Annotated in this window: 22 protein-coding genes and 1 tRNA gene; 15 read left to right on the forward strand and 8 right to left on the reverse strand. The window is 67.2% G+C overall.

All coding sequences use genetic code 11. The features are described 5' to 3' along the window. The first annotated feature begins 15 nt into the window (after positions 1-15). A complete protein-coding gene (locus tag RZE77_RS05765) occupies positions 16-1,245 on the forward strand; it encodes a lipopolysaccharide biosynthesis protein (protein WP_319441061.1) in 1,230 nt (409 codons plus the stop codon). 64 nt (positions 1,246-1,309) lie between these two features. Here the strand turns inward: RZE77_RS05765 and RZE77_RS05770 are convergent, their stop codons facing one another. The 3 genes from RZE77_RS05770 to RZE77_RS05780 form a co-directional block, all read right to left on the reverse strand. Continuing rightward, on the reverse strand, positions 1,310-4,408 hold the full coding sequence (locus RZE77_RS05770; RefSeq protein ID WP_319441062.1) for a YjbH domain-containing protein: 3,099 nt from the start codon (positions 4,406-4,408) through the stop codon (positions 1,310-1,312). Beyond that, positions 4,405-5,025 carry a YjbF family lipoprotein gene (locus RZE77_RS05775; protein WP_319441063.1) on the reverse strand — a complete coding sequence of 207 codons (621 nt, stop codon included), beginning with the start codon at positions 5,023-5,025 and terminating at the stop codon, positions 4,405-4,407. Before RZE77_RS05775 ends, RZE77_RS05770 begins: the two co-directional genes overlap by 4 nt. Before the next feature lie 134 nt (positions 5,026-5,159). Beyond that, positions 5,160-5,453, reverse strand: coding sequence for a hypothetical protein (locus tag RZE77_RS05780; RefSeq protein ID WP_319441064.1), 294 nt, complete (start codon positions 5,451-5,453; stop codon positions 5,160-5,162). Positions 5,454-5,736: 283 nt separating this feature from the next. On the opposite strand from RZE77_RS05780, the gene petA reads away from it, so the two are divergent. From petA to RZE77_RS05810, 6 genes are all read left to right on the forward strand, one after another. Next, positions 5,737-6,354 (forward strand): ubiquinol-cytochrome c reductase iron-sulfur subunit, encoded by a 618-nt coding sequence (petA, locus tag RZE77_RS05785; protein WP_319441065.1) that lies wholly within the window; start codon positions 5,737-5,739, stop codon positions 6,352-6,354. A gap of 14 nt (positions 6,355-6,368) precedes the next feature. Further along, complete coding sequence (locus tag RZE77_RS05790) at positions 6,369-7,805, forward strand: cytochrome b (protein ID WP_319441066.1); 1,437 nt, start codon at positions 6,369-6,371, stop codon at positions 7,803-7,805. 29 nt (positions 7,806-7,834) lie between these two features. Beyond that, positions 7,835-8,608, forward strand: coding sequence for a cytochrome c1 (locus tag RZE77_RS05795; protein ID WP_021005919.1), 774 nt, complete (start codon positions 7,835-7,837; stop codon positions 8,606-8,608). Between the two features lie 95 nt (positions 8,609-8,703). Beyond that, on the forward strand, positions 8,704-9,315 hold the full coding sequence (locus tag RZE77_RS05800) for a glutathione S-transferase N-terminal domain-containing protein (RefSeq protein ID WP_012746352.1): 612 nt from the start codon (positions 8,704-8,706) through the stop codon (positions 9,313-9,315). A gap of 41 nt (positions 9,316-9,356) precedes the next feature. Beyond that, entirely contained in the window at positions 9,357-9,950 is a 594-nt protein-coding gene (locus RZE77_RS05805; RefSeq protein ID WP_319441067.1) for a ClpXP protease specificity-enhancing factor, read from the forward strand. Between the two features lie 53 nt (positions 9,951-10,003). Continuing rightward, positions 10,004-10,079: transfer RNA gene (locus tag RZE77_RS05810), tRNA-Thr, on the forward strand. Positions 10,080-10,164: 85 nt separating this feature from the next. On the opposite strand, the gene RZE77_RS05815 is transcribed toward RZE77_RS05810, so the two are convergent. Continuing rightward, positions 10,165-10,569, reverse strand: coding sequence for a hypothetical protein (locus RZE77_RS05815; RefSeq protein ID WP_319441068.1), 405 nt, complete (start codon positions 10,567-10,569; stop codon positions 10,165-10,167). A 160-nt stretch (positions 10,570-10,729) separates the two neighbouring features. Between RZE77_RS05815 and RZE77_RS05820 the strand changes: the two genes are divergently transcribed. After that, the gene (locus RZE77_RS05820; protein WP_319441069.1) at positions 10,730-11,518 is read left to right on the forward strand and encodes a YoaK family protein; all 789 of its coding nucleotides are present in this window, start codon (positions 10,730-10,732) and stop codon (positions 11,516-11,518) included. On the opposite strand, the gene RZE77_RS05825 is transcribed toward RZE77_RS05820, so the two are convergent. The 3 genes from RZE77_RS05825 to RZE77_RS05835 all read right to left on the reverse strand — a co-directional run bounded on the left by RZE77_RS05825 (position 11,493) and on the right by RZE77_RS05835 (position 15,407). Continuing rightward, positions 11,493-12,506 carry an SDR family oxidoreductase gene (locus tag RZE77_RS05825; RefSeq protein ID WP_319441070.1) on the reverse strand — a complete coding sequence of 338 codons (1,014 nt, stop codon included), beginning with the start codon at positions 12,504-12,506 and terminating at the stop codon, positions 11,493-11,495. The genes RZE77_RS05820 and RZE77_RS05825 overlap by 26 nt on opposite strands. Before the next feature lie 214 nt (positions 12,507-12,720). Continuing rightward, positions 12,721-14,442 (reverse strand): single-stranded-DNA-specific exonuclease RecJ, encoded by a 1,722-nt coding sequence (recJ, locus tag RZE77_RS05830; RefSeq protein ID WP_319441071.1) that lies wholly within the window; start codon positions 14,440-14,442, stop codon positions 12,721-12,723. After that, positions 14,439-15,407: a hypothetical protein gene (locus RZE77_RS05835; protein ID WP_319441072.1), complete on the reverse strand. Its 969-nt coding sequence runs from the start codon at positions 15,405-15,407 to the stop codon at positions 14,439-14,441. The genes recJ and RZE77_RS05835 overlap by 4 nt, the downstream gene beginning before the upstream one ends. Before the next feature lie 74 nt (positions 15,408-15,481). On the opposite strand from RZE77_RS05835, the gene RZE77_RS05840 reads away from it, so the two are divergent. From RZE77_RS05840 to RZE77_RS05850, 3 genes are all read left to right on the forward strand, one after another. Further along, positions 15,482-16,738, forward strand: a complete 1,257-nt coding sequence (locus tag RZE77_RS05840) for a lipoprotein-releasing ABC transporter permease subunit (protein ID WP_319430230.1) — start codon at positions 15,482-15,484, stop codon at positions 16,736-16,738. Next, complete coding sequence (lolD, locus tag RZE77_RS05845) at positions 16,731-17,408, forward strand: lipoprotein-releasing ABC transporter ATP-binding protein LolD (RefSeq protein WP_319430232.1); 678 nt, start codon at positions 16,731-16,733, stop codon at positions 17,406-17,408. Before RZE77_RS05840 ends, lolD begins: the two co-directional genes overlap by 8 nt. A 93-nt stretch (positions 17,409-17,501) precedes the next feature. Continuing rightward, the gene (locus RZE77_RS05850) at positions 17,502-18,098 is read left to right on the forward strand and encodes an ATP-dependent Clp protease proteolytic subunit (RefSeq protein WP_012746361.1); all 597 of its coding nucleotides are present in this window, start codon (positions 17,502-17,504) and stop codon (positions 18,096-18,098) included. Here RZE77_RS05850 and RZE77_RS05855 read toward each other — a convergent pair whose 3' ends face one another. Further along, a complete protein-coding gene (locus RZE77_RS05855) occupies positions 18,099-18,488 on the reverse strand; it encodes a RidA family protein (RefSeq protein ID WP_125964567.1) in 390 nt (129 codons plus the stop codon). It abuts the gene before it with no gap. A gap of 184 nt (positions 18,489-18,672) precedes the next feature. On the opposite strand from RZE77_RS05855, the gene RZE77_RS05860 reads away from it, so the two are divergent. The 4 genes from RZE77_RS05860 to RZE77_RS05875 are packed head-to-tail and all read left to right on the forward strand — an operon-like array spanning position 18,673 to position 23,105. Further along, positions 18,673-20,247, forward strand: coding sequence for an ABC transporter substrate-binding protein (locus tag RZE77_RS05860; protein ID WP_319441073.1), 1,575 nt, complete (start codon positions 18,673-18,675; stop codon positions 20,245-20,247). Positions 20,248-20,276: 29 nt separating this feature from the next. Next, positions 20,277-21,218, forward strand: a complete 942-nt coding sequence (locus RZE77_RS05865; RefSeq protein WP_319441074.1) for an ABC transporter permease — start codon at positions 20,277-20,279, stop codon at positions 21,216-21,218. 10 nt (positions 21,219-21,228) lie between these two features. After that, positions 21,229-22,068 (forward strand): ABC transporter permease, encoded by an 840-nt coding sequence (locus RZE77_RS05870; protein ID WP_319441075.1) that lies wholly within the window; start codon positions 21,229-21,231, stop codon positions 22,066-22,068. Next, on the forward strand, positions 22,068-23,105 hold the full coding sequence (locus RZE77_RS05875; RefSeq protein WP_319441076.1) for an ABC transporter ATP-binding protein: 1,038 nt from the start codon (positions 22,068-22,070) through the stop codon (positions 23,103-23,105). The genes RZE77_RS05870 and RZE77_RS05875 overlap by 1 nt, the downstream gene beginning before the upstream one ends. Positions 23,106-23,198: the final 93 nt, after the last annotated feature.

Genomic DNA, 23,198 nt, shown 5'->3' on the forward strand with positions numbered 1-23,198 from the left:
GTGAACAGGCCCAGGATGGCGTCCCTGTCCGGAATTCGAAAACGCCTCGGAGGTCCGATCTATGCAGTTGCCGACCAGTGCATCTACAGCGCGAGCCAGCTGCTGCTGAGCTTTGCGCTGGCACGGGCGCTGTCGCCCGCCGACTTCGGCATTGCCTCGGCGTTCCTGGCGATCGTCAGCTTCCAGTACATCGTGCATACGGCGGTGGTGCACGAGCCGCTGCTGATCAAGCGCTATTACGCGGGCCGGTCCGCCGCCTGGTGGAGCTGGGCGCTCGTGCTGGCGGTTTCCATTGCCGGCTTCCTGGCCTGGCAGTTCACGAGTTTTCCGGGGCCGCTCCGCTGGGCCGGCATGGCCCTGATCGCGGGTTATGAAATATTCTGGATTTCCCGAAGCATCCTGCTCGTGGGACGCCGCTACCTGGTGCTCTGTGCATCCGGCGCGCTGATCTGCATCGGATACGTGGCGGTCCTGATCGGCCTGAAGCCTGCGTCATGGACGCAGGCGCTGCTGTGGATTGCCGTCATCCAGCTGCCCTTTGCCATCCTGGTGGCGATGAGCCTGCGCCAGGTGATCGCGCCGCTGCCGGCACCCGCCAACGCGCAGGCCCTGACGCTCGGGGAGGCTGCCAGCTACGGCTGGAAGGCAAGCCTTTCGCAGTTCATGAGCTGGATCATGACGGGAGGCGCCATCCTGCTGCTGGGCTCCTCGGCGGACTCGGTGCAGGGCGGGCTGCTGAAGATCTACATCACCTTCCTGCTGCCGATGCAGTACGTGCTGCTTGCGCTGGGCTACTACATCCTGCCGAAGCTGGCGGCCGGCTGGACATCCGAGCGGCGCAAGGATGCCTTCCGGCTGTTCGTCAAGTTCGTCGTCTTCGGCTTCGTGGTGGCCGAGATCGGCGGGATTCTGCTGGGCCTGCTGGGCCCGTACCTTGTGGTGCTGGCCTTCGGCAAGAACTACGGCGGCATGGATTTTTCGCCGTTCTTCTACGCGCCCGCCATCTTCGGCCTGACCATGTGCCTGCGGACGGGATTCAGGGCCGCCGGCCGGCCCGGTGCGCTTCTGTGGTGCTCGATCTTCGGTGCGCTGGTGTTCGCTGCTGCCATGCTCGCAGCTACACCGCCGATCTCCTACATCCAGACCATCAACGCCATGACGCTGGGCTTTGCCTGCATGGCGGGCATGATGATGGCCTGGCTGTTCTTCATCATGCGCGCAGCCGGTTCGGACCAGGCCGGCTGATTCCTGTTCTTCGAAAGCCCTGCCGCACGGGTGGGCGCGGCAGGGGGTTGGCGGCCGCGCCGCGTCAGCGCGGCCGTTCGAAGTTCAGGATGTTGTCGCCCGTGCCCGGCGTGCCGCTGTCCGGCGGCGCGAACTTGTAGGCGCTCGGGTCGCGGGCCGAGGTCATCTCATAGAGCGGGTGGATCCGGCCGAGCCGCGCACCGCCGTCGCGCACCAGCGGCGCCCAGGCGAAGTTGGCGGTGAACTTGTTCGAACGCGGCAGCAGCGCGTCGAAGGGAATGGAAAGGTAGATGCCCTTGTCGAAGCTGCCTTCGCCGAACTGCCTGGCCGATACGTTGGTCTTGGTGGCATAGGCGCCGAGCACCACGCCGTTGTCGAAGCGGCGGCTGATGTCGATGGTGACGCCACGGTCGCCCGCCAGGTACTGGCCGGCGCTGATCTTGGCCAGCACGCCGTGCCAGCCGGTGTCCCAGTAGAGCGTGGCGTGGCCGGTGTTCACCTTGTAGTCGCGCAGGCCGAAGTCCTGTTCGAAGTCGCGCTGGCGCACGTGGTTGAAGTCGACGCCGAAGGCGATCCGGCTGCGCCACGGCCGGTAGAGCCATTCCCCGCCGACGCCCGCATACATGGTTTCCAGTGCGCCGCCGTACACGCTGTAGTACTGGTTGTCGGAGAGCCTGCCGACGTGCGTCAGCTGGAGCACCGGCATGGTCAGGCGCTTGGAGGTGACGTACTCGCGCTGCAGGGTTCGCGCGCGGGGCAGGTTGCTGCCCGCCGTGTAGGTGAACTTGTCGAAGTTGTCGATCATGCGCAGGTTCAGCGCGCCGTTGACCCAGGTGCTGGGCGTGAAGCGGTATTCCGCCACCGCCTGCACGCCGATCTGGTAGAGCAGGAATGCATTGGGCCCGCCGAGGATCTGGCCGAGGCTGGGCGTGAGGCCGATGCTGAACTTGTCGCTGCGGCGCTCCCACGGGCCGAGGGCCTTGTTGTCGGCCGTGGTGGTGGAAGATGCGTCTGCGGATGCGGCCGCAGTGTGGGCGCTGCTGCCCGGCGGCACGAAGGTGGCCGGATCGCCCGCGCCTACGGGCGGGGGCGCATAGTCGCGCTGGCTGGCCGCGCGAACCTCGCCGGGCGTCTGCGCCTGGTAGTGCGCCGTCACCCATTCGCTGCGGTTGACCACTTGCGCGTGCATCGGCAGGCCCCGCTCCGAGTAGTGGAGCACGAAGTTCTTGATCGAGGCCGGCGCATCGCGATGCAGCACGGCAATGATCTTCTCGACCCGCACATCCCGGTAGACCGTGGCGCTTTCGGTGATCCACACATGCAGCATCTGGCCTTGCGGTGCGATGCGCTGGATGGTCCAGTCCGTGCGGCTCTCGATGTCGGCCGCGGTGGCGGCCCAGCCCGGCGAGGTGGCCGGCGGGTCCGGCGAGAAGGTCGGCGCCGGCGGGTCTGCCGCCTTGGGCATCTGCAGGGTGGCCAGGTTGGTTTGCAGCGTGACGCCCAGCATCACCTTGTTGCCGCGTTCGAAGCCGGCCGAGAAAATCACGCCGGGGGAGTAGCGGTACTCCAGGCCGATGTTGAACGGGGAGCGCTGCCGCTGGGGGTTCTCGAGCGGCTCGTTCTTGTAGTCGTTGCCGTCGTACTCGAGCTTGAGCGTCAGCGGGTCCCAGGGCGTGCGCCATTGCACGCCGCCAAAGAGCGCGGCAGGTCCGCGAAAGAGCCGGCCGAAGTTGGCACCGCCCCAGGTCGTCTCGCTCACGCGGGTCTTGAAGCGGCTGTTCAGCAAGCCGAAGGGGTTGCTGATGTTGCCGCTGCTCCCCAGGTAGCCCCAGCCGATGCCGAGGCTGAAGTCCAGGTCGCCGTGGCGCTTGCTGGCCACCAGGTACTCCGACGAAAAGAGCCCGGTACCGCCAATGTCGCGAAAGCCCAGCGCCACTTCGGGCAGGTAGGCCGACTCCTTCCACAGCCGCGCCTTCAGGTCGATGCTCTTGTCCTTGTAGCCCTGGTTGCTCAGGCCGACGCCGTAGATCCGGTTGCTGATGGAGGTGTAGCGAAAACCCGCTTCCAGCCAGTCCAGCGGCTGGAACATGACGTTCAGCCGCGTGTAGGGCGAGACGTGCGTGAGCGAGGTCCGCATGTCGCCCGCCTGGCCCATGCGCGCCGTGGGCGTCTGCAGCAGGCCGGTTTCGCCCCAGTCGTTGCCGCTCGTCTGAAGCGCGCGGTATTGCGGCGCTGCTTCGGGATGCACGGAAATGGCCGTCGACGGCGCCGGTGCGGCGGGTGCCGGCGGTACGTCGGGCAAGGCAGGCAGGGCGGGTGGTGCAGCGGGTGCGGTGATGGCAGCGGCCGGTGCGGCCGCACCAGCCGGAGGCTGCAGGATGGCGCCGCCCTGCGGCGAAGGCCCTTGCGTGGCCAGAAACTTGATGATGCCCTCGGAGATCGCCTCCAGGTCATCCATGCCGCGCGGCGCGGCCCAGACCCATGCGCCCGGTGCCGGCTCGTTCGAGGGATGCGCATTCCAGGGCGCCACGCCCACGCGGGCGGTGCGGCCGTCGGGCTGGGCGACCCAGGCCCAGTCGTGTTTGCCCTCGGGGCTGCAGGCGGCGACATAGTCCCACGCCGTGCGGCCGGGTTCGTGGGCCACCTGGCAAAGCTGCCCATCGGGCTGCAGGACCGAGATGGTCTTCAGCGCGGGCGGCGGCGCCACCAGTTGCTGGCCGGCCGTCAGCACCGGGTCTTCTTCGGGATGCGCCTGGAGCCAGCGCGGATCGACGATGCCGAGCGCGACGCGGCCGGTCACCGGCAGGCCCTGCAGCCAAGCCATCAACTGCTTGCGCCGACCCTGCTCTTCCGGCGGCACGCGCCGGCCGGCAGCATCGAGCCGCAGCAGCAGGGTGTTCTTCAGGAACTGCTGCGCCAGGCGCTCTTGCGGGATGCGCCATGACAATCCCGGGGAGGCTGTTTCGGCTGGCTGGCGCAGCAGCCAGGCGCTCAGCCGCTCGCCGGGACGGATGTCGGCGTCGTCGGCGGGTGATTTGTTGTCGACGGGGCTGTTGCCCAGGGGCTGCGCGCCGGCGGCGCAACTCGCCGCCAATGCGCAGGCCACCGCCGCGCGAAGAGGCCAGGGATGTCTGCCGAAGCCACGCAGGAGCGAACTGCTCATGTACCAGCGCTCGCCGCTGCGACGGGTGCTGGGGGGGAAGGCGTCCACTGCTCGAAGCTCATACACAGGTTATTGGAAATACATTGCTCGGAATAGACGACCCGAGGCGCGCCGCCCGCTTGCGAAACGCCGAAGCGCGCCGGCGGCAGCGAGGCGCTCGCCGGATGCGAAACGCTGCGCTCCTCGTACCAGCGCAGCGACGCGGCAGCCGTGCCGGCCAGGGCGGTCTGCTGCGGTGCAGCAATGGGCGTGCGCACGATCTCGTCGCGAATGCCAAACCGGTAGCCCGGCATCATGTCGCGCTCGCGCTGGTAGGTCTTCGGCGCGGCGCCGTTCGCATCGCCCGTCCACGCGGGCAGGCTGGAAAAGCGCACCTCGCGCCAGTCGGTGCCGAGGCCGGTGGTTCCCACGAGGCGTCCGTCGAGCAGCCTCACGACCTCGCCGTTGCCGCTGTACCAGACCTCGACCGCGCCTTCGGGGCGCTTGTCGATGTAGCCGAGCACCATGAAGACCGTCTGCTCGCCGACGGCGACCCGCAAATAGCGGTAATTCGGGTTGAAGGTGGGCTGGGGCGCCGCGGCGCTGCCGCTATAGATATGCCGCGCCGTGGCCAGCATGGCCGAGGATCCGGAAGAACAGCCGCCAACGCCCAAAAGAAATGCCGACAAAAGGCAGCATTCAATAAGTCGCGTGGCCAGACCAACGCGCGGAGCCTTCGGCGAATGCCCTCCCGCGAAGAGGGCCCGCACGCTTAATTCGTGCCGGTCGTGCCTGTACCCGTGCCAGTGCCGCCGGTGCCGCCCGTGCCGCTGCCGCCACCGCTGTTGCCGCCGTTGCCGCTGCCAACGGCAGCTGCCAGTCCAACGGCGGCCGCGACGCCACCGGCTTGCTGCGCGGTGATGCGGCCGAATGCGGAATTGGTTGCGCCGGTGGCGCTGGCCGGCTGAGGACCAGGCGTCTGCACCGGCGGGGGTGTTTGTGCCATGGCCGAGGAAATGCTCAGCGCAGCAATGAAAGTGGCGGAAATCAGGGGGGCGATTCGCATGGCAAATATCCTCTCAATTAGCAGTTAACAGTTGGGAGAAGATTAGCAGTTAGCGAAGTGTGCCGCAACTAATTTAGCCCTTGAGACATCTTTTACGCGTGCAAATCGTTGTGTCGAAATGTCTTGTAAATCAGGACTAATTCATTGTTATTAATTGCCTGTTTCGCATGGCCGGGAATGCGCATTCGGGCAGCTCCCGGCCGGCCCCGTTGAATATGCGCGCAACAGCCCGCTACAATCGCCGGTTGACCCTGCTCCAGCGAAGAAGACTTAGAGGATCCCCATGAGTGACATGACCTCCGGCTCCCCCCGGATCGACACAAGCAAGCGGACGTGGTTAATCGCATCCAGCTGTGCCGGCGTAGCGGGAGGCGTGGCCACCGCGATTCCCTTTGTGAGTACGTTCCAGCCCTCCGAGAAGGCCAAGGCCGCGGGCGCTGCCGTCGAAGTGGACATCGGCGGCCTCAAGGTCGGCGAGAAGATCACCGTCGAGTGGCGCGGCAAGCCCGTCTGGATCCTCAAGCGCTCGCCCGAGCAGATTGCCGAGCTCCCCAAGCTCGACGGCCAGCTGGCCGATCCGCTCTCCAAGCGGCACCCCGACGAATTCACCCCCGAGTACGCGCAGAACGAACACCGTTCGATCAAGCCCGACGTGCTGGTGGTGGTGGGCATCTGCACCCACCTGGGCTGCTCGCCGGTCGACCGCCTCCAGGCCGGCCCGCAGCCCTCGCTGCCCAGCGACTGGGAAGGCGGCTTCCTCTGCCCTTGCCACGGCTCCACGTTCGACCTGGCAGGCCGTGTCTTCAAGAACAAGCCCGCGCCCGACAACCTGCCTGTGCCTCCGCACATGTACCTGTCGGACACCAAGCTCCTGATCGGCGAAGACTCCAAGAAGGCCTGAGGCAGAAGAACAACATGGCTGAATTCCACGAAATTTCCCCCAACGCGCCCGCGGGCGAGAAGCTGCTCAACTGGGTCGACAACCGCTTCCCGCTGAGCAAGCTCTGGAACGACCAGTGGGGCAAGTACTACGCACCGAAGAACTTCAACTTCTGGTACATCTTCGGCTCGCTCGCGATGCTGGTCCTCGTGATCCAGATCGTGACCGGCATCTTCCTCGTGATGCACTACAAGCCCGACGCGAACCAGGCGTTCGCATCGGTCGAGTACATCATGCGCGACGTGCCCTGGGGCTGGCTCATCCGCTACATCCACTCGACGGGCGCCTCGGCGTTCTTCATCGTGGTGTACCTGCACATGTTCCGCGGCCTCATGTACGGCAGCTACCGCAAGCCGCGCGAGCTGATCTGGGTCTTCGGCTGCGCGATCTTCCTGTGCCTGATGGCCGAGGCCTTCATGGGCTACCTGCTGCCCTGGGGCCAGATGAGCTACTGGGGCGCCCAGGTGATCGTGAACCTGTTCGCGGCCATCCCGTTCATCGGTCCCGACCTCGCGCTGCTGATCCGCGGCGACTACGTGGTGAGCGACGCCACGCTGAACCGCTTCTTCAGCTTCCACGTGATCGCCGTGCCGCTGGTGCTGCTCGGCCTGGTGGTGGCCCACCTGATCGCGCTGCACGAAGTGGGTTCCAACAACCCCGACGGCATCGAGATCAAGGCCAAGCGCGGCCCCGACGGCCATCCGCTCGACGGCATTCCGTCGCATCCGTACTACACGGTGCACGACATCTTCGGCGTGGTGGTGTTCCTCACGATCTTCTCGGCCGTGATCTTCTTCGCGCCGGAAGCGGGCGGGTACTTCCTCGAGTACAACAACTTCATTCCGGCCGATTCGCTCAAGACGCCGAACCACATCGCGCCGGTCTGGTACTTCACGCCGTTCTATTCGATGCTGCGTGCAACCACCGACGACATGGTCAACGTGTTCGCGCTGATCATCGCCGCGGCGGCCGTCCTGAACTTCATCAAGGGCAAGTCGGGCATGGCCCTGAAGATCGCGCTGGTCGTCGTGGCGGCCGTGGCCATCTTCCTGCTCAAGGCCTTCGACGCCAAGTTCTGGGGCGTGCTCGTGATGGGCGGCTCGGTCATCATCCTGTTCTTCCTGCCATGGCTCGACAAGAGCGAAGTCAAGTCGATCCGCTATCGTCCGGGCTGGCACAAGTATGTCTACGGCGTCTTCGTGTTCTTCTTCCTGATCCTGGGCTACCTGGGCATCCAGGCGCCTGGCGTCTGGGGCAGCCTGGTCATCGGTTCGTTCGCGCTGGACATCGCGCAGACCATTTCCCAGATCGGCACGCTTTTCTACTTCGGTTTCTTCCTGCTCATGCCCTGGTGGAGCAGCAAGGGCGAGTTCAAGCCCGTGCCTGAGCGCGTGACCTTCGCCGCCCATTGAGAAGCCCAAGAGAGCTCGAGAGAAACACGATGAAGAAAAGCATTTCTGGCTGGCTCGCGGTTGTGGGCCTGGCCTTGGGCCTGACCTTTTCCGCAGCCGCATCGGCCGAGTCCGGCGGCATGGCCTGGGACAAGGCGCCCAACAAGACCACCGACGTCGCCTCGCTGCAGAACGGCGCCAAGCTGTTCGTCAACTACTGCCTGAACTGCCACTCCGCGGCGTTCATGCGCTACAACCGGCTGCAGGACATCGGCATTACCGAGCAGCAGATCAAGGACAACCTGCTGTTCGCCACCGACAAGGTCGGCGAGACCATGAAGGCCAACATCGACGCGCGCCAGGCCAAGGAATGGTTCGGCACGACGCCGCCCGACCTGACCCTGGTGGCCCGCTCGCGCGCCGGCCATGGCGGCACGGGTGCGGACTACCTGTACACCTACCTGCGCACCTACTACCGCGACGACACCAAGGCCACCGGCTGGAACAACCTCCTGTTCCCGAGCGTTGCCATGCCCAACCCGCTGTGGGAACTGCAGGGCGAACGCCGTCCTGTGTACACCAAGGTTTCGCAGCATGGCCACGAGACCGAAGTGTTCAAGGGCTGGGAGCAGGTGACCCCCGGCACCATGACGCCGCTGCAGTTCGACACTGCGGTCGGCGACCTGGTGAGCTACCTGCAATGGATGGCCGAGCCGGCACAGAACACGCGCATCCGCATCGGTGTGTGGGTGCTGCTGTTCCTCGTCATGTCGTTGGTCTTCGTGTGGCGACTGAACGCCTCGTACTGGAAAGACGTCAAGTAGTTCCGTCCACGCCGACCGCGCGCCTGGTGCGTGCGGTCCCACAGAGTGGGTTGCCAACGCGACCCACTCTTTTTGATTTTTAGGAGTCTCTCGCCATGATGGTCTTGTATTCAGGAACGACCTGCCCCTTTTCCCACCGCTGCCGCTTCGTGTTGTTCGAAAAGGGCATGGACTTCGAGATCCGCGACGTCGATCTCTACAACAAGCCCGAAGACATCAGCGTGATGAACCCGTACGGCCAGGTGCCGATCCTGGTCGAGCGCGACCTCATCCTGTACGAGTCGAACATCATCAACGAGTACATCGACGAGCGCTTCCCGCATCCGCAGCTGATGCCCGGCGACCCGGTCGACCGCGCGCGCGTGCGCCTGTTCCTGCTCAACTTCGAGAAGGAGCTGTTCGTGCACGTGGCCGCGCTCGAGAACCGCACCGCCAAGGGCAACGAGAAGGCGCTCGAAAAGGCGCGCTCGCACATCCGCGACCGCCTGACGCAGCTGGCCCCCGTGTTCCTCAAGAACAAGTACATGCTGGGCGACAATTTCTCGATGCTCGACGTGGCGATCGCGCCGCTGCTCTGGCGCCTCGACTACTACGGCATCGACCTCAGCAAGAACGCGGCGCCGCTTTTGAAGTACGCCGAGCGCATCTTCTCGCGCCCGGCCTACATCGAAGCACTGACCCCGTCCGAAAAGGTCATGCGAAAGTAAGTAAGCTGCGTGCCTGCTTTCATCGTTTTTCGCCGTCTTTCATGATCAACGCGCTCGAGTCGTCCTCCACCCGCCCGTACCTCATCCGGGCGCTGTACGAATGGTGCACCGACAACGGGTTCACGCCCTATGTCGCGGTGCAGGTCGACGACACCGTCCAGGTGCCGCGCGAGTATGTGAAGAACGGCGAGATCGTGCTGAACATCAGCTTCGATGCGACCAGCTCGCTCAAGCTCGGCAACGATTTCATCGAGTTCAAGGCCCGCTTCGCAGGCAGTGCGCGCGAAATCGTCGTGCCGGTGGGCCGCGTGATCGCGATCTACGCGCGCGAGAACGGGCAGGGCATGGCGTTTCCCGCGCCGGTACCTGCCGGCAGCGGTGCCGAGGGCGGCGGGCCATCCCCGGCGGCCGGCGCGCCTTCTTCGCCCCAGGGGCCTGCGCGCATGCCGCTGCGCGACGCGTCGCGCGGCACCGAAGGCGATGCCGGCAAGATCGTCCACCTGGTGACCGGTGAAGACGCGGACGAAATGGTCGATGTCGGCGACGACGCCGGCTCGCCCACCGACCCCTCCGACGAGCCGCCGCGCCCGCCGGCAGGCGGCGGCAGCCGCCCGTCGCTCAAGCGCGTGAAGTAGCCAGCAGGCAGCCAACGCACACCGCACCGTTAAAATCCCGCAAGAGAATCCGTGCCGCTTTAGCTCAGTTGGTAGAGCACCCGCCTTGTAAGCGGAAGGTCGTCAGTTCGATTCCGACAAGCGGCACCACATCGAACATACCGGAAAGCACTCGCGCTGACCGGGCAAGAAAGAAGCGGCGATCTGCCCGCTTCTTTCTCCTCGCTGCTGAAGATCAGCAGCGCCCCTTCTTGGCCTGTCCCGGCGGGCAGTGGTGTCCGCCGCCGCCACCAGAATGCTCGTCGCGATCGGCATGGCGATGCGGCTCTGCGCGGCGCCAGTTGCCTTCCATCCACCGCCACCCGCCGTCCGCCTGCACCCAGCGGCCCGGCGCATACGCGTAGTCGGGCCGTGCCGCCTGCCAGTAGCCCGAGCGCCAGACGTAGGCGCGTTCGTTCCATTGCCAGTGCCCGGGCACCCACACCTGGCCGGCTCTCGACCTCGGCATGGGTTCATAGCGCGGCGCGGGAGGCGCCACCTGGATCAGGCCGGGCACGTTGATGTGAACCGAAACCTGCGCCGCGGCGGGCAGTGCGGACGCGACCAGCGCGGCCGCGGCCAGGAGAGTTGAGACTTTCATTGAAACCCTTGACGTGTGTACAGGCCTGCACAACGCAGGCAGGCGGGAAAGTGTAATCAGCACATTCCCTTGGGGCGGCGGCCGGCAGGACAAAACGCTGTCGATGGGCCTCGGCCGTTCGTTCGGCCGGGTGCTAGAGTGCAGGCGCAAGTTGCACGCGATGCGCAGACTACGCTTCCTTACCCACCGCCACCGCGCGCCCTCCACCAACCGGGCGCTCGGCCTGCTGCTGGCCTTCAATGCCGGCGCCGTGAATGCGGGCGGGTTCCTGGTGCTTCACATGTACACCTCGCACATGACGGGCTTCGCGTCGCAGTTCGCGGACGGGCTGGTGCTGGGCAACACCAGGCTGCTGCTCAATGCGCTGGGCGCCATCCTCGCCTTCCTGGCGGGTGCGGCGGTCTGCGCCATTCTCGTGAACTGGGGCCGCCAGCACCGGCTGCGCAGCGTCTATGCGGTGCCGCTGCTGCTGGAAGCCGCGCTCATGTTCCCGTTCGGATTGATGGGCGCCATCACGCTGACCTGGCCGACGCCGTTTGCCGTTCCGCTCACGGTGCTGCTGCTGTCGTTCATCATGGGGCTGCAGAACGCGGTCGGCTCCAAGACCTCCGGCGGCAGCGTCCGCACCACCCACATGACGGGCAACATCACCGACGTGGGCATGGAACTGGGCAAGCTGCTCTATTGGAACCGGCATGCAACGCCGGCCCATGCGATGGTGCGCCACAACCGCCGCCGGATGCAGATGGCGGGCGGGCTGATCGGCATGTTCGTGCTGGGCGGCATCGTCGGCGCGCTCGGCTTCAGCTACATCGGTTTCGTCTGCGTGGTGCCGCTGGCGGCGCTGCTGCTGGCCGTCTCCATCCCGCCGCTCATGGAGGACGTGCCGCGCTCCAGGCCGCTGCAGAAGCTGCTGGCCGCATTCAGACGGCGCCCACGCTGCCCGTGACCGGCAGCACGATGCCGGTGATGTAGCTGGCGCAGCTCGGCGCGGCCAGGAACACGTAGGCAGGCGAGAGCTCTTCCGGCTGGGCCGGCCTTTGCAGGTCGGTTTTCTTGCCGAAGTCCTTGATCTTCCCGGGCGGGCTGTCGGCGGGATTCAAAGGCGTCCACACCGGCCCGGGCGCCACTGCATTCACCCGGATGCCCTTGGGCAGCAGGTTGCTGGCCAGCGACTTGGTGAACGCGTGGATCGCGCCCTTGGTGGTCGAATAGTCGAGCAGGTGCGCGCTGCCCTCCAGGCCCGTGACCGAGCCGGTATTGATGATCGAGGCGCCCTGGCCCAGGTGCGGAACCGCGGCGCGCGCCATCTGGAAATAGCCGAAGACATTGGTCCTGAGCGTGAGTTCGAAGCGCTCGTCGGTGATGTCCTCGATGGACGCCGCGTGCAGCTGGAAGGCCGCGTTGTTCACCAGGATGTCGAGCTTGCCGAAGGCCTCGAGCGTCTGGTCGACCGCGTCGCGGCAGAACGCCGGATCGCAGACGTCGCCCTTGATGAGGATGCAGCGTGCGCCCTCGGCCTCCACGTGGCGCCGGGTTTCCTCGGCGTCCTCGTCTTCCTCGAGGTAGGCGATGGCGACGTCGGCGCCTTCACGGGCATAGAGGAGCGCCACGGCGCGCCCGATGCCGGAATCCCCGCCGGTCACCAGGGCTGCCATGCCTTCGAGCTTGCCGCTGCCCTTGTAGTCCGGCGCTTCGAAGCGCGGGCGCAGCGCCATCTCGGCTTCGAGCCCGGGCTTGCTCAAGTGCTGTGCGGGCATCGGATTGACCGGCTGCGAGCGCGGCCCCGCCTGCGCCGGCTGGCTGGACTTCTTGGCGGCGGGCTTGGCGCTGTCCTTCGCGTCCTGCGTGCGCTGGACGGCCCGCTGCCGTGTGGCCGTGTGGGCCGCTCCGCGGGACTTGGTGGATTTTGCGGGTGATGCGGTGGTCGATTTCATGTGCATGGGCTCCTGCATGTGAAACACAACCGTAGAACGCCGTCGCGCGGCCCGCGTAGGAATCCGTCCCGAATGCACGCCCACGGAGGCTGACCCCGAAAAGTCTCGACCCCCTTCCAGAAACACCGCGGAACCGGCTTTGCCGGGCCGCTGGTGTTGCCCCCGGTAGGGGGGAGGGAGTAGCGACACGAAGTGCGCGAAGCCTGGGGGCGAGCTAAATTTCAGCGCCTTCGACCAGGAAGCGCACGCGGCGCACGCCCTGCCACTCGTCGGCATCGAGCCTGAACGCGAGCTTCACGCGTGCGGGCAGCGGCTCGGTGTGGCCGAACCAGATGCCGTCGACCGGCTGCCCCTGGTGCCGCAGCTTGAGCGCCAGGTGCTTTTCGCCCACGAGGCGCTGCGACACCACTTCGACTTCCTCGCTGAAGGTGGGCGGTGCAAAGCCCTGGCCCCACACTTCGCGGTGCAGCGTGTCGACCAGGTCGATGCGCATGTACTCGCGCGCGATCGGGCCATCCGTCTCGATCTGGCGCGTGAGCGCGGAGGCGGCCAGCCATTCGTGCGCGACCTCGGCCAGCGCGCGCTCGAACACCTCGAACTTCTCGCGCGCCACGGTGCAGCCGGCGGCCATGGCATGGCCGCCGAAGCGCAGCAGCACGCCCGGATGCCGCTTGGCCACCAGGTCGAGCGCATCGCGCAGGTGGAAGCCCGGAATCGACCGGCCCGAGCCCTTGAGCTCGTGCTCCTTGCCGGGCGCGCCGCTGGCGGCAAACACGAAGGTCGGGCGGTGGAAGCGGTCCTTGATGCGCGAGGCCACGATGCCGACCACGCCTTCGTGGAAGTCGGCATCGAACACGCTGATGGCGGCGGGCGGCGCCTCGCTGCCGTCGGCGGTGGGGCCGAACAGCGATTCGGCCAGCAGCAGCGCCTGGTCGCGCATGCCGCCCTCGATGTCGCGCCGCTCGCGGTTGATGCCGTCGAGCATGCGCGCGAGCTCGTCGGCGCGGCCCGCATCGTCGGTCAGCAGGCATTCGATGCCCAGCGTCATGTCGGCGAGCCGGCCGGCCGCGTTGATGCGCGGGCCGAGCGCAAAGCCGAAGTCGAAGGTGGTGGCCACTGCGGCGTTGCGCCCCGCGGCCTTGAACAGCGCCGCGATGCCCGCGGGCAGCGCGCCGGCGCGGATGCGCCGCAGGCCCTGCGCCACCAGGCGGCGGTTGTTGGCGTCGAGCTTCACCACGTCGGCCACGGTGCCGAGCGCGACCAGCGGGAGCAGCACGTCGAGCTTGGGCTGCGCGGCCGCGGTGAAGACGCCGCGCGCGCGCAGCTCGGAGCGCAGCGCCAGCAGCACGTAGAACATCACGCCGACACCGGCAATGCTCTTGCTCTCGAAGCCGCAGCCGGGCTGGTTGGGGTTCACCAGCACGTCGGCGGCGGGCAGCTCGGGGCCGGGCAGGTGGTGGTCGGTCACCAGCACCTGCAGGCCGCGCGCCTTGGCGGCGGCCACGCCCTCGACGCTGGCGATGCCGTTGTCGACGGTGATCAGCATGTCGGCGCCGCTGTCGGCCACGCGCTCGGCAATCGGCGGCGTGAGGCCGTAGCCGTCGACCACGCGGTCGGGCACCAGGTAGCTCACGTTCTTTGCGCCGAGCAGGCGCAGGCCGCGCACCGCGACGGCGCAGGCGGTGGCGCCGTCGCAGTCGTAGTCGGCCACGATGCACAGGCGCTTGTCCTGCGCCATCGCGTCGGCCAGCAGCACCGCGGCCTCGCGCGTGCCGTGCAGGGTGTCGGGCAGCAGCAGGCGCGCCAGGCCGTCGTCGAGCTCGTCCTTGGCCAGCACGCCGCGCGCGGCGAACAGGCGAGCCAGCAGCGGATGCACGCCGGCCTGCTCGAGCGCCCAGACCGTGCGGGGCGGAATTTCCCGGGCAATGATCTTCACTGGGCCTCCAGCACGCTGGCGGCGCGCGGCCGGTCGAACAGGCTTCGGGCCCAGCCCATCAGCCCGCGCTGCTGCACGGCGTAGCGTTGCGCCGCGCGGTCGCCGCACAGCGTGAGCGTGACGTCGGCACCGGCGGTGCAGTCGGCCAGCAGGCCGGCGATGGGGCCTGCGTCCAGTGCCTGCCAGGCTTCGGCCCAGCCCGCGCCGTCGTCGCGCAGTGCGGCCACGCGCAGCGCGTCGCTCACGGTCGGCGCGGCGGTGCCGGCCGGGGGAACGCCAGGCTCCAGGGCGCCGGTGCCGCTGAGCCAGAAGGAATTGATCGGCGGCACGCCGCGAGCGGCGCGGTCGTCGTTCACGCGCTGGGTGTAGAGCAGCATCTGCATTTCGTTCTGGAGGCGGCGCAGCGGCCGCGCGGCTTCGGCCAGCGGCGACCACTGCGAGATCGGATGGCCCACCGCGCGGTCGATGGAGGCCGTGGCCAGGCCCTCGAAGATGCGCGCGCGCGCAAGCCAGCGGCCGGGCGTGGGGGAAGGGTGCAGCGCGATGCCGTCTTCCTCGAAGAAGGGATGGGCGGCGGCCAGCAGCGCGGCCGATTCGGCGGCGTCGATCTCGATCGCAGCCGGGTCGCCGAGCACCACGTCGTCGATGCCCACCTGCCAGTTGCACAGCGAGACCAGGCCCCAGCCTTCGCGGTCGCCGGGTTCGGCAATGCCGGCCTGCCGGGCTTCCAGCGCGGCCCAGGGAATGCAGCCGTCGGCTGCGGAAATGCCCAGCGCCCGGGCCAGCGCCCGTTCATGGGGCGGCGAGCGCGTGCTTTCGTCCTGCGTGTCGGCCTCTGCGAGCGAGAGCCGCGAGAGCAGCGCTTCGAGATTGGGCAGCCGGAGCGCGGGCAGTGCAGCGCGGCACGCCGGGGAACCGCGGCCGGCAAAGGGGATCAACAAGTGACGTGGGAGAGGTTCGGCCATTCACCCTATTGTCCGGGATGCCACAATCCCGGCATGAAACGCCGCCCGAAGCGCGTTGGGAATAACTGATAAATATGCGACTTCCTTATGAACTGAAGCTCGGCTGGCGCTACACGCGTGCAGGCCGGGCGACGCGGCGCAACGGCTTCATCTCGTTCATCTCCGGCGTGTCGATGCTCGGCATTGCACTGGGGGTGGCGGCGCTGATCATCGTGCTCAGTGTGATGAACGGCTTCCAGAAGGAGGTGCGGGACCGCATGCTCGGCGTGGTGTCGCACATCGAAATTTTGTCGCGCGACGGCCAGGCCCTGCCCGACATCGACGCCATCATGGCCGCCGCCCGCAAGAACCCCGAGGTGGTCGGCGCGGCGCCCTTCATTGCCACACAGGCGCTCATTGCGCGCGGCGAGGACATGAAGGGCACGCTGGTGCGCGGCATCGTGCCCAAGCTCGAACCCGAGGTGACCGACATCGCCACCACGGCGCAGAAGGGCACGCTCGACAAGCTGGTGCCGGGCGAGTTCGGCATCGTGCTCGGCGGCGAGCTGGCGCGCTCGCTGTTCGTGCAGCCGGGCGACCAGGTCACGCTGGTGGCGCCGGGCGGGCAGGTCACGCCGGCCGGCGTGGTGCCGCGGCTCAAGCAGTTCACTGTGGTGGGCACCTTCGATTCGGGCCACTACGAATACGACTCGGCGCTGGCCATGATCCATGCGGAAGACGCGCAGCGCGTGTTCCGCCTCGAAGGCCCGACCGGCATCCGCATCAAGCTCAAGGACCTGAACGAGGCGCGCGAAGTGGCCGACCAGATGGCCGTCACGCTGCCGGGCCAGTTCCTCATCCGCGACTGGACGCGCCAGAACAAGACGTGGTTCGCGGCCGTGCAGGTCGAGAAGCGCATGATGTTCATCATCCTCACCCTCATCGTGGCGGTGGCCGCCTTCAACCTGGTGTCCACGCTGGTCATGACCGTGACCGACAAGCGCGCCGACATCGCCATTCTGCGCACGCTGGGCAGTTCGCCGCGCAGCATCATGGGCATCTTCGTGGTGCAGGGGGCGATGGTCGGCGTGATCGGCACGGTGGCCGGGCTGCTGCTCGGACTGGGCATTGCCTACAACATCGACGTGATCGTGCCGGCGCTCGAGCAGCTGTTCCATGCGAGCTTCCTGCCCAAGGACATCTACCTGATCAGCAAGATGCCGAGCGATCCGCAGCGCAGCGACATCATGCCGATCGCGATCATTTCGCTGGTCCTGGCTTTTCTTGCAACGCTGTATCCCAGCTGGCGCGCGAGCCGCGTCAACCCTGCCGAGGCATTGCGCTATGAGTGACGTGGTTCTCAAGGCGCGCGGCCTCACCAAGCGCTTTCATGAAGGCCGCATCGACCTCACGGTGCTGCACGGCGTCGACCTGGACGTGCGCGCCGGGGAAACGCTGGCCATCGTCGGCGCCTCGGGCTCGGGCAAGAGCACGCTGCTGCACCTGATGGGCGGGCTCGATGCGCCCACCGCCGGCAAGGTCGAGCTGCTCGGCAAGGACATCGCGCATGCCGACGCGGCCGAGCAGGGGCGGCTGCGCAACCTGCACCTGGGCTTCGTCTACCAGTTCCACCACCTGCTGCCCGAGTTCAGCGCGCTCGACAACGTGGCGATGCCGCTGAAGATCCGGCGCATGGACTCCGCACCGGCGGCGGCGGCGGCCACGAAGATCCTCGAAAGCGTCGGCCTGGGCGAGCGCCTGCACCACCGGCCATCCGAGCTCTCGGGTGGCGAGCGCCAGCGCGTGGCCATTGCGCGCGCGCTGGTCACGCAGCCGGCCTGCGTGCTGGCCGACGAGCCCACGGGCAACCTCGACCGCAGCACGGCGGACACGGTGTTCGCGCTGATGATCGAGCTCGCGCACAGGCACCGCACGGCCTTCGTGATGGTCACGCACGACCAGGAACTCGCAAAGCGCTGCGACCGCGTGTTGCAGCTGGTGGCGGGGCGGCTGGCGGGCTGAGTCGATGCCGCTTGCCACGCGTGCATGCAATGTCGGCGAAACTGTCTGTCTGTTCGGCAAGATGCCGTTCAATCACAGGAGTGCTTCTTGATCATGGAAACCGACGACGACACCCCACCCGCGGCCACCGCCGAGCCGCGCAATTCGTACCTCGAAGAAAAAGCCTTCAAGTCGCGCACGCTGCTGATCTTCGGCAGCATCACCGATTCGGTCGCCGCCGACGTGACGCGCAGGCTCATCGCGCTCGACGCCGACAGCGGCGACAAGCCCATCGACATCCTGGTGAGCTCGCCCGGCGGCCACCTGGAGTCGGGCGATGCGATTCACGACATCGTTCGCTTCATCTCCGCGCCGGTGAACATGATCGGCACCGGATGGGTGGGCAGCGCCGCCACGCACCTGTACCTGGCGGTGCCGCGCGAGCGGCGCGTGTGCCTGCCGAACACGCGCTTCCTGATCCACCAGCCCAGCGGCGGCGCGGGCGGGCAGGCGACCGACATCGCGATCCAGGCGCAGGAAATCATCAAGGCCCGGCACCGCATCGCGCACGAGATCGCGCGGGAAACCGGCAAGCCGATCGACGTGGTGCTCGCCGACATCGAGCGCGACCGCTGGCTCTCTGCCGCGGAGGCGGTCGAGTACGGACTGGTCTCGCGCATCATCCAGCGCAAGACCGAGCTGCACGCCTGATCAGGCCTTGGGCTTGTAGGCCACCACGTCGATCTCGACCTTGGCGTCGACCATCAGCCGCGCCTCGGTGGTCGAGCGCGCCGGCTTGTTGTCACCGAAGTAGCTCATGTAGATGCGGTTGAAGGCACCAAAGTCGCGCGCGTCCTGCAGCCAGACGGTGCTCTTGCAGACGTCGTCGAGCGTGGCGCCGGCCAGCGCCAGCACCTTCTTCAGGTTTTCCATCACCTGGCGCGTCTGCGCCTCGATGCCGCCCACCACGATCTCGCCCTCGGCATTGGCCGGCACCTGGCCCGACACATAGATGAAATCACCGGCGCGCACGGCCGGGGAGAAGGGGCGGGCCTGGCGGTCCGAGGCGACGGGCGGGGCGCCGAGGTATTCGAGCGGCATGGGAGAACTCCTGAAAGGATTGAAAGAAAAGCAGATCGCAAGTATCGATCCAATCTGAAAATTTGTTTCAGAAAAACCCACAAACAAGGGTTAACACGGATGATTTGGCATGGATAGTGCTTCAAAGTGCGGGCCGAAAAGAAAATTTCTTTCACAATTTGCCTGCCCCACGAAGGAGTTCCCCATGTCTCACGCCGGTCTTGTCCAATGCCTGCCGAAGCTGTCGAAGCGCAGCCTGCTGGGTGCCTCCCTGCTCGCCATGCTGTGCGCCGCGCTGCCTTCCCAGCCCGCCCATGCCCAGGGGCCGCGCAACTTTGCCACGCTGGCCATGGTGGCCGAGCCGCAAACGCTCGACCCGATGGCGTCCACCGCCGACCTGGTCGGAACCATCATGCAGCACGTGTACGAGACGCTCTACACCTTCGACGCCAAGTGGAACGTGGTGCCCATGCTGGCCGAGAGCAGCCCCAGGATCTCGGCCGACGGCAAGACCTACGCGATCACGCTGCGCAAGGGCGTGATGCTGCACAACGGCCGCGAACTCAATGCCGACGACGTGGTGGCGAGCCTGCAGCGCTGGATGGACCAGTCGCCGCGTGGCAAGGCCGTGGGCAAGGAGATCGAAAGCCTCAAGGCCAAGGGCCCGCTGGGTGTGGAGATCGTGCTGAAGGCGCCGTATGCGCCGCTGCTCTCGCAGCTCGCGCTGCCCAGCGGCATGGCCGCGATCATGGCGAAGGATTCCATTGCTTCGCCGCTCAAGGAGTTCGTCGGCACCGGCCCCTACAAGTTCAAGGAACGCCGCCCCGACCAGTTCGTGCTGCTCACGCGCTTCGACAAGTACACGGCGCGCAAGGAGCCCGCGAGCGGCTACGGCGGCAAGCGCGAGGCGGCCATCGAGGAGCTGCGCTTCGTGCCGGTGCCCAATGCCAGCACGCGCGTCGAAGGCGCACTGGCCGGCCAGTACGACTTTGCCGACCTGCTGCCGGTCGAAGCGCTGCCGCGGCTGGAGAAGTCGGGCGGCAAGACCGTGCCGATCATGACGCCGTCGTTCGGCTTTCCGTACCTGGTGCTCAACACCAAGGAAGGCGTGGCTTCCAACCAGGCGCTGCGCCAGGCGATCCAGTCGGCGCTCGGCGAAGGCGAGATGCTCGCGGCCGGCTTCGGCGACACGCGCTTCTTCGTGGCCGAAGGCAACCACTTTCCCAAGGGCTCGCCGTTCTATTCGACCGCGGGCACCACGCTCTACAACGAGCGCAACGCCGCCAAGGCCAAGGAGGCCGCGGCCAAGGCCGGCTACAAGGGCGAGCCGATCCGCGTGCTCACCAGCCGCCAGTACGACTTCCACTACAACATGTCGCTGCTGATGGCCGAGCAGCTCAAGCGCGCCGGCTTCAAGGTCGACCTGAACGTGGTCGACTGGGCCACGCTGGTGCAGCGCCGCAACGACCCGAAGCTGTGGGACATCTACGTGACCCACTCGGGCCAGTTCCCCGAGCCGATGCTCTCGCCGCCGCAGCTGGGCGACGGCGCGCCCGGCTGGTGGGATTCGCCCGCCAAGAAGTCGGCACTGCAGGCCTTCAACGTCGAGAGCGACCCGGCCAAGCGCGGCGCGCTGTGGGGCAAGGTGCAGCAGGTGGTCTACGAAGAAGTGCCGTACATCAACGTCGGCAAGTTCAACGGCCTCTCGGCCAAGAGCCCGGCGCTGGACAACTACCAGCCCGCGACCTGGCCGTTCTTCTGGAACGCAAGGATCAAGTAACCGCCCGGGCGCGACGGAGCCAACCACACATGTTTCGCTATCTCGCTTCCCGCGCCGCCGGCATGCTCGTCGTGCTCGCCATCGTGGCGGTGCTCGTCTTCGTGCTCACGCGCGCGGCCTCGGGCGATCCGGTTTCGGTGCTGCTGGGCGACCAGGCCACCGCGGCCGACATCGCGCGCGTGCAGAAGGAGTACGGTCTCGACAAGCCGCTGCCCGTGCAGTTCGGCTACTGGCTGCGCGAAGTGCTGCAGGGCAACCTCGGCACCTCGATCTTCCTGCAGCGGCCGGTCACGCAGGCGCTGTGGGAGCGGGCCGAACCGACCACGCTGCTCGCGCTGATGGCCGTGGCCATCGCAGCGCTGATCGGCGTGCCCTGCGGCATCGTCTCGGCGGTGTTCCGCGGTCGCGTGGTCGACCAGCTCTTCACCGGCATTGCGATGCTGGGCGCCAGCATTCCGAGCTTCTGGCTCGGCATCGTGCTCATTCAGATCTTTGCCGTGTCGTTCGGGTGGTTCCCGGTGTCGGGCTACGGCGCGCCCGATGCGCCGTTCCCCGAACGCCTGCATGCGCTGGTGCTGCCGGCCACGGTGCTGGGCCTCTTGAACTCGGCGCTCATCATCCGCTTCACGCGCGCCTCGATGCTCGACGTGCTCGGCGAAGACTATGTGCGCACCGCGCGCTCCAAGGGCCTGAGCGAAAGCACCGTCGTGCTCAAGCATGCGCTGCGCAATGCGCTGGTGCCCATCGTCACGGTGATCGGCCTCACGGTCGCGCTGATGATCGGCGGCGCCGTCATCACCGAGACCGTGTTCGGCCTGCCGGGCGTCGGCAACCTGGTGGTGAGCGCGGTGCTGCGGCGCGACTATCCGGTGATCCAGGGTGCGCTGCTGGTGATTGCGGCGATCTACGTGCTGATCAATTTTTCCATCGACCTGCTGTATGCCGTGGTCGATCCGCGCGTGAAAGTCTGAGGGAACAGGAATGCAAATGCCCCGAATGCTCCGCCAGCTGATGCACCGCCGCATCGTGATGGTCTCCGCGCTGGTGCTGCTGGTCATTGCGGTGCTTGCCATCGGCGCGCCGCTGTTCGCCTCCATCGACCCCAACGACACCGCCGTGCTGCAGCGCCTGAAGGGGCCGAGCGCCGAGCACCTGCTGGGCACCGACGAGCTCGGCCGCGACATGTATTCGCGCATCGTGCATGGCGCGCGCTATTCGCTGGCCATTGCGGCGCTCACCGCGCTGGGCGCGGTGGTCGCGGGCACGGTGCTGGGCCTGATGGCCGGCTTCTTCCGCCGCCTGGACGCGCCGCTGATGCGCGTGGTCGACGCGATGATGTCCTTCCCCGACATCCTGCTGGCCATTGCGCTGGTGGCCATCCTCGGCCCGTCGCTGATCAACACCGTGCTCGCGCTGGTGCTGGTCTACACGCCGCGCGTGGCGCGCGTGGTGCGGGCCTCGACGCTGGTGGTGCGCGAGCTGCTGTTCGTCGAGGCGGTGCGCGCGCTGGGCGTGCGTACCTCGCGCATCCTGTGGCGGCACATCTTGCCGAACCTGATGTCGCCGATCCTCGTGCAGGTGTCGTTCATCTTCGCCTACGCCATTCTGGCCGAGGCGGGCCTCTCGTTCCTCGGCGTGGGCGTGCCGCCCGAGATTCCGACCTGGGGCACCATGGTCGCGGGCAGCCAGCAGTACGCGCACCAGGCCTTCTGGGTGGTGCTGTTCCCGGGGCTGGCGATCATCTTCACCGCGCTCTCGCTGCAGCTGCTGGGCGACGGCGTGCGCGACCTGCTCGACCCCAAGCTCAAGAAGACCCTGTGATGACGAACGCCACGAACACACCGCGTCTCATGGTCAACAACCTGAGCACCAGCTTTCCCACCGAGGACGGCCTGATCCGTTCGGTGGCCGATGTGAGCTTCTCGATCCAGCCCGGCAAGACCACGGCGCTGGTCGGCGAATCGGGTTCGGGCAAGTCGGTCACCAGCCTCACGCTGATGCGCCTCCTGCCCAAGACCGCGAACGCGCAGGTCAGCGGCTCGGCTTCTTTCGTGACCCGCGAGGGCAAGACGCTCGACCTGCTGCAGATCGGCGAACGCGAGATGCGCAGCCTGCGCGGCAACCAGCTGTCGATGATCTTCCAGGAGCCGATGACCAGCCTGAACCCGGTCTTCACCATCGGCGAGCAGATTGCCGAGAGCGTGCGGCTGCACAAGGGCCTGGACCGCAAGGCAGCCATGGCCCATGCGCTGCGCATGCTGGAGCTGGTCGAGATTCCCGCGGCCGCGCAGCGCATCCACGAATACCCGCACCAGCTCTCGGGCGGCATGCGCCAGCGCGTGATGATCGCGTTGGCCATGGCCTGCGACCCGATGCTGCTGATCGCCGACGAGCCCACCACCGCGCTCGACGTCACCATCCAGGCGCAGATCCTCGAGCTGATGCGCCGGCTGCAGGCCGAGACCGGCATGAGCATTCTCTTCATCACCCACAACCTCGGCGTGGTCGCGCACCATGCGGACGACGTGGTGGTGCTCTATGCGGGCCGCGTGGTCGAAAGCGCGCCCGTGCGGCCGCTGTTCGCGCAGCCCGAACATCCGTACACACAGGGCCTTTTGGCCTGCCTGCCGGGCAAGGCGCGGCTGCCGGGGCAGCCCAAGCCCAAGCGGCTGTTCGCGATCCGCGGCCAGGTGTCGAGCCCGCTCGCACCGCCGCCGGGCTGCGCCTTCGAGCCGCGCTGCGACCATGCACTGGCGGGCTGCAAGGAAGCGATTCCGCCGCTGATCGATATCCGGCAGGACCGGCAGGCGCGCTGCATTCGCGTGCAGCCGGATGCTCAACTTGCGAGGGTTGCATGACCCGCGCGCCGTTGTCCCCGCCTTGCTCCCTCTCCCGCTCGCGGGAGAGGGCTGGGGTGAGGGTGCCCCCGAGCGCTCTCGCAAACACCCTCA

This window comes from Variovorax sp. SPNA7 (assembly GCF_033807855.1).
Classification (GTDB): domain Bacteria; phylum Pseudomonadota; class Gammaproteobacteria; order Burkholderiales; family Burkholderiaceae_C; genus Variovorax; species Variovorax beijingensis.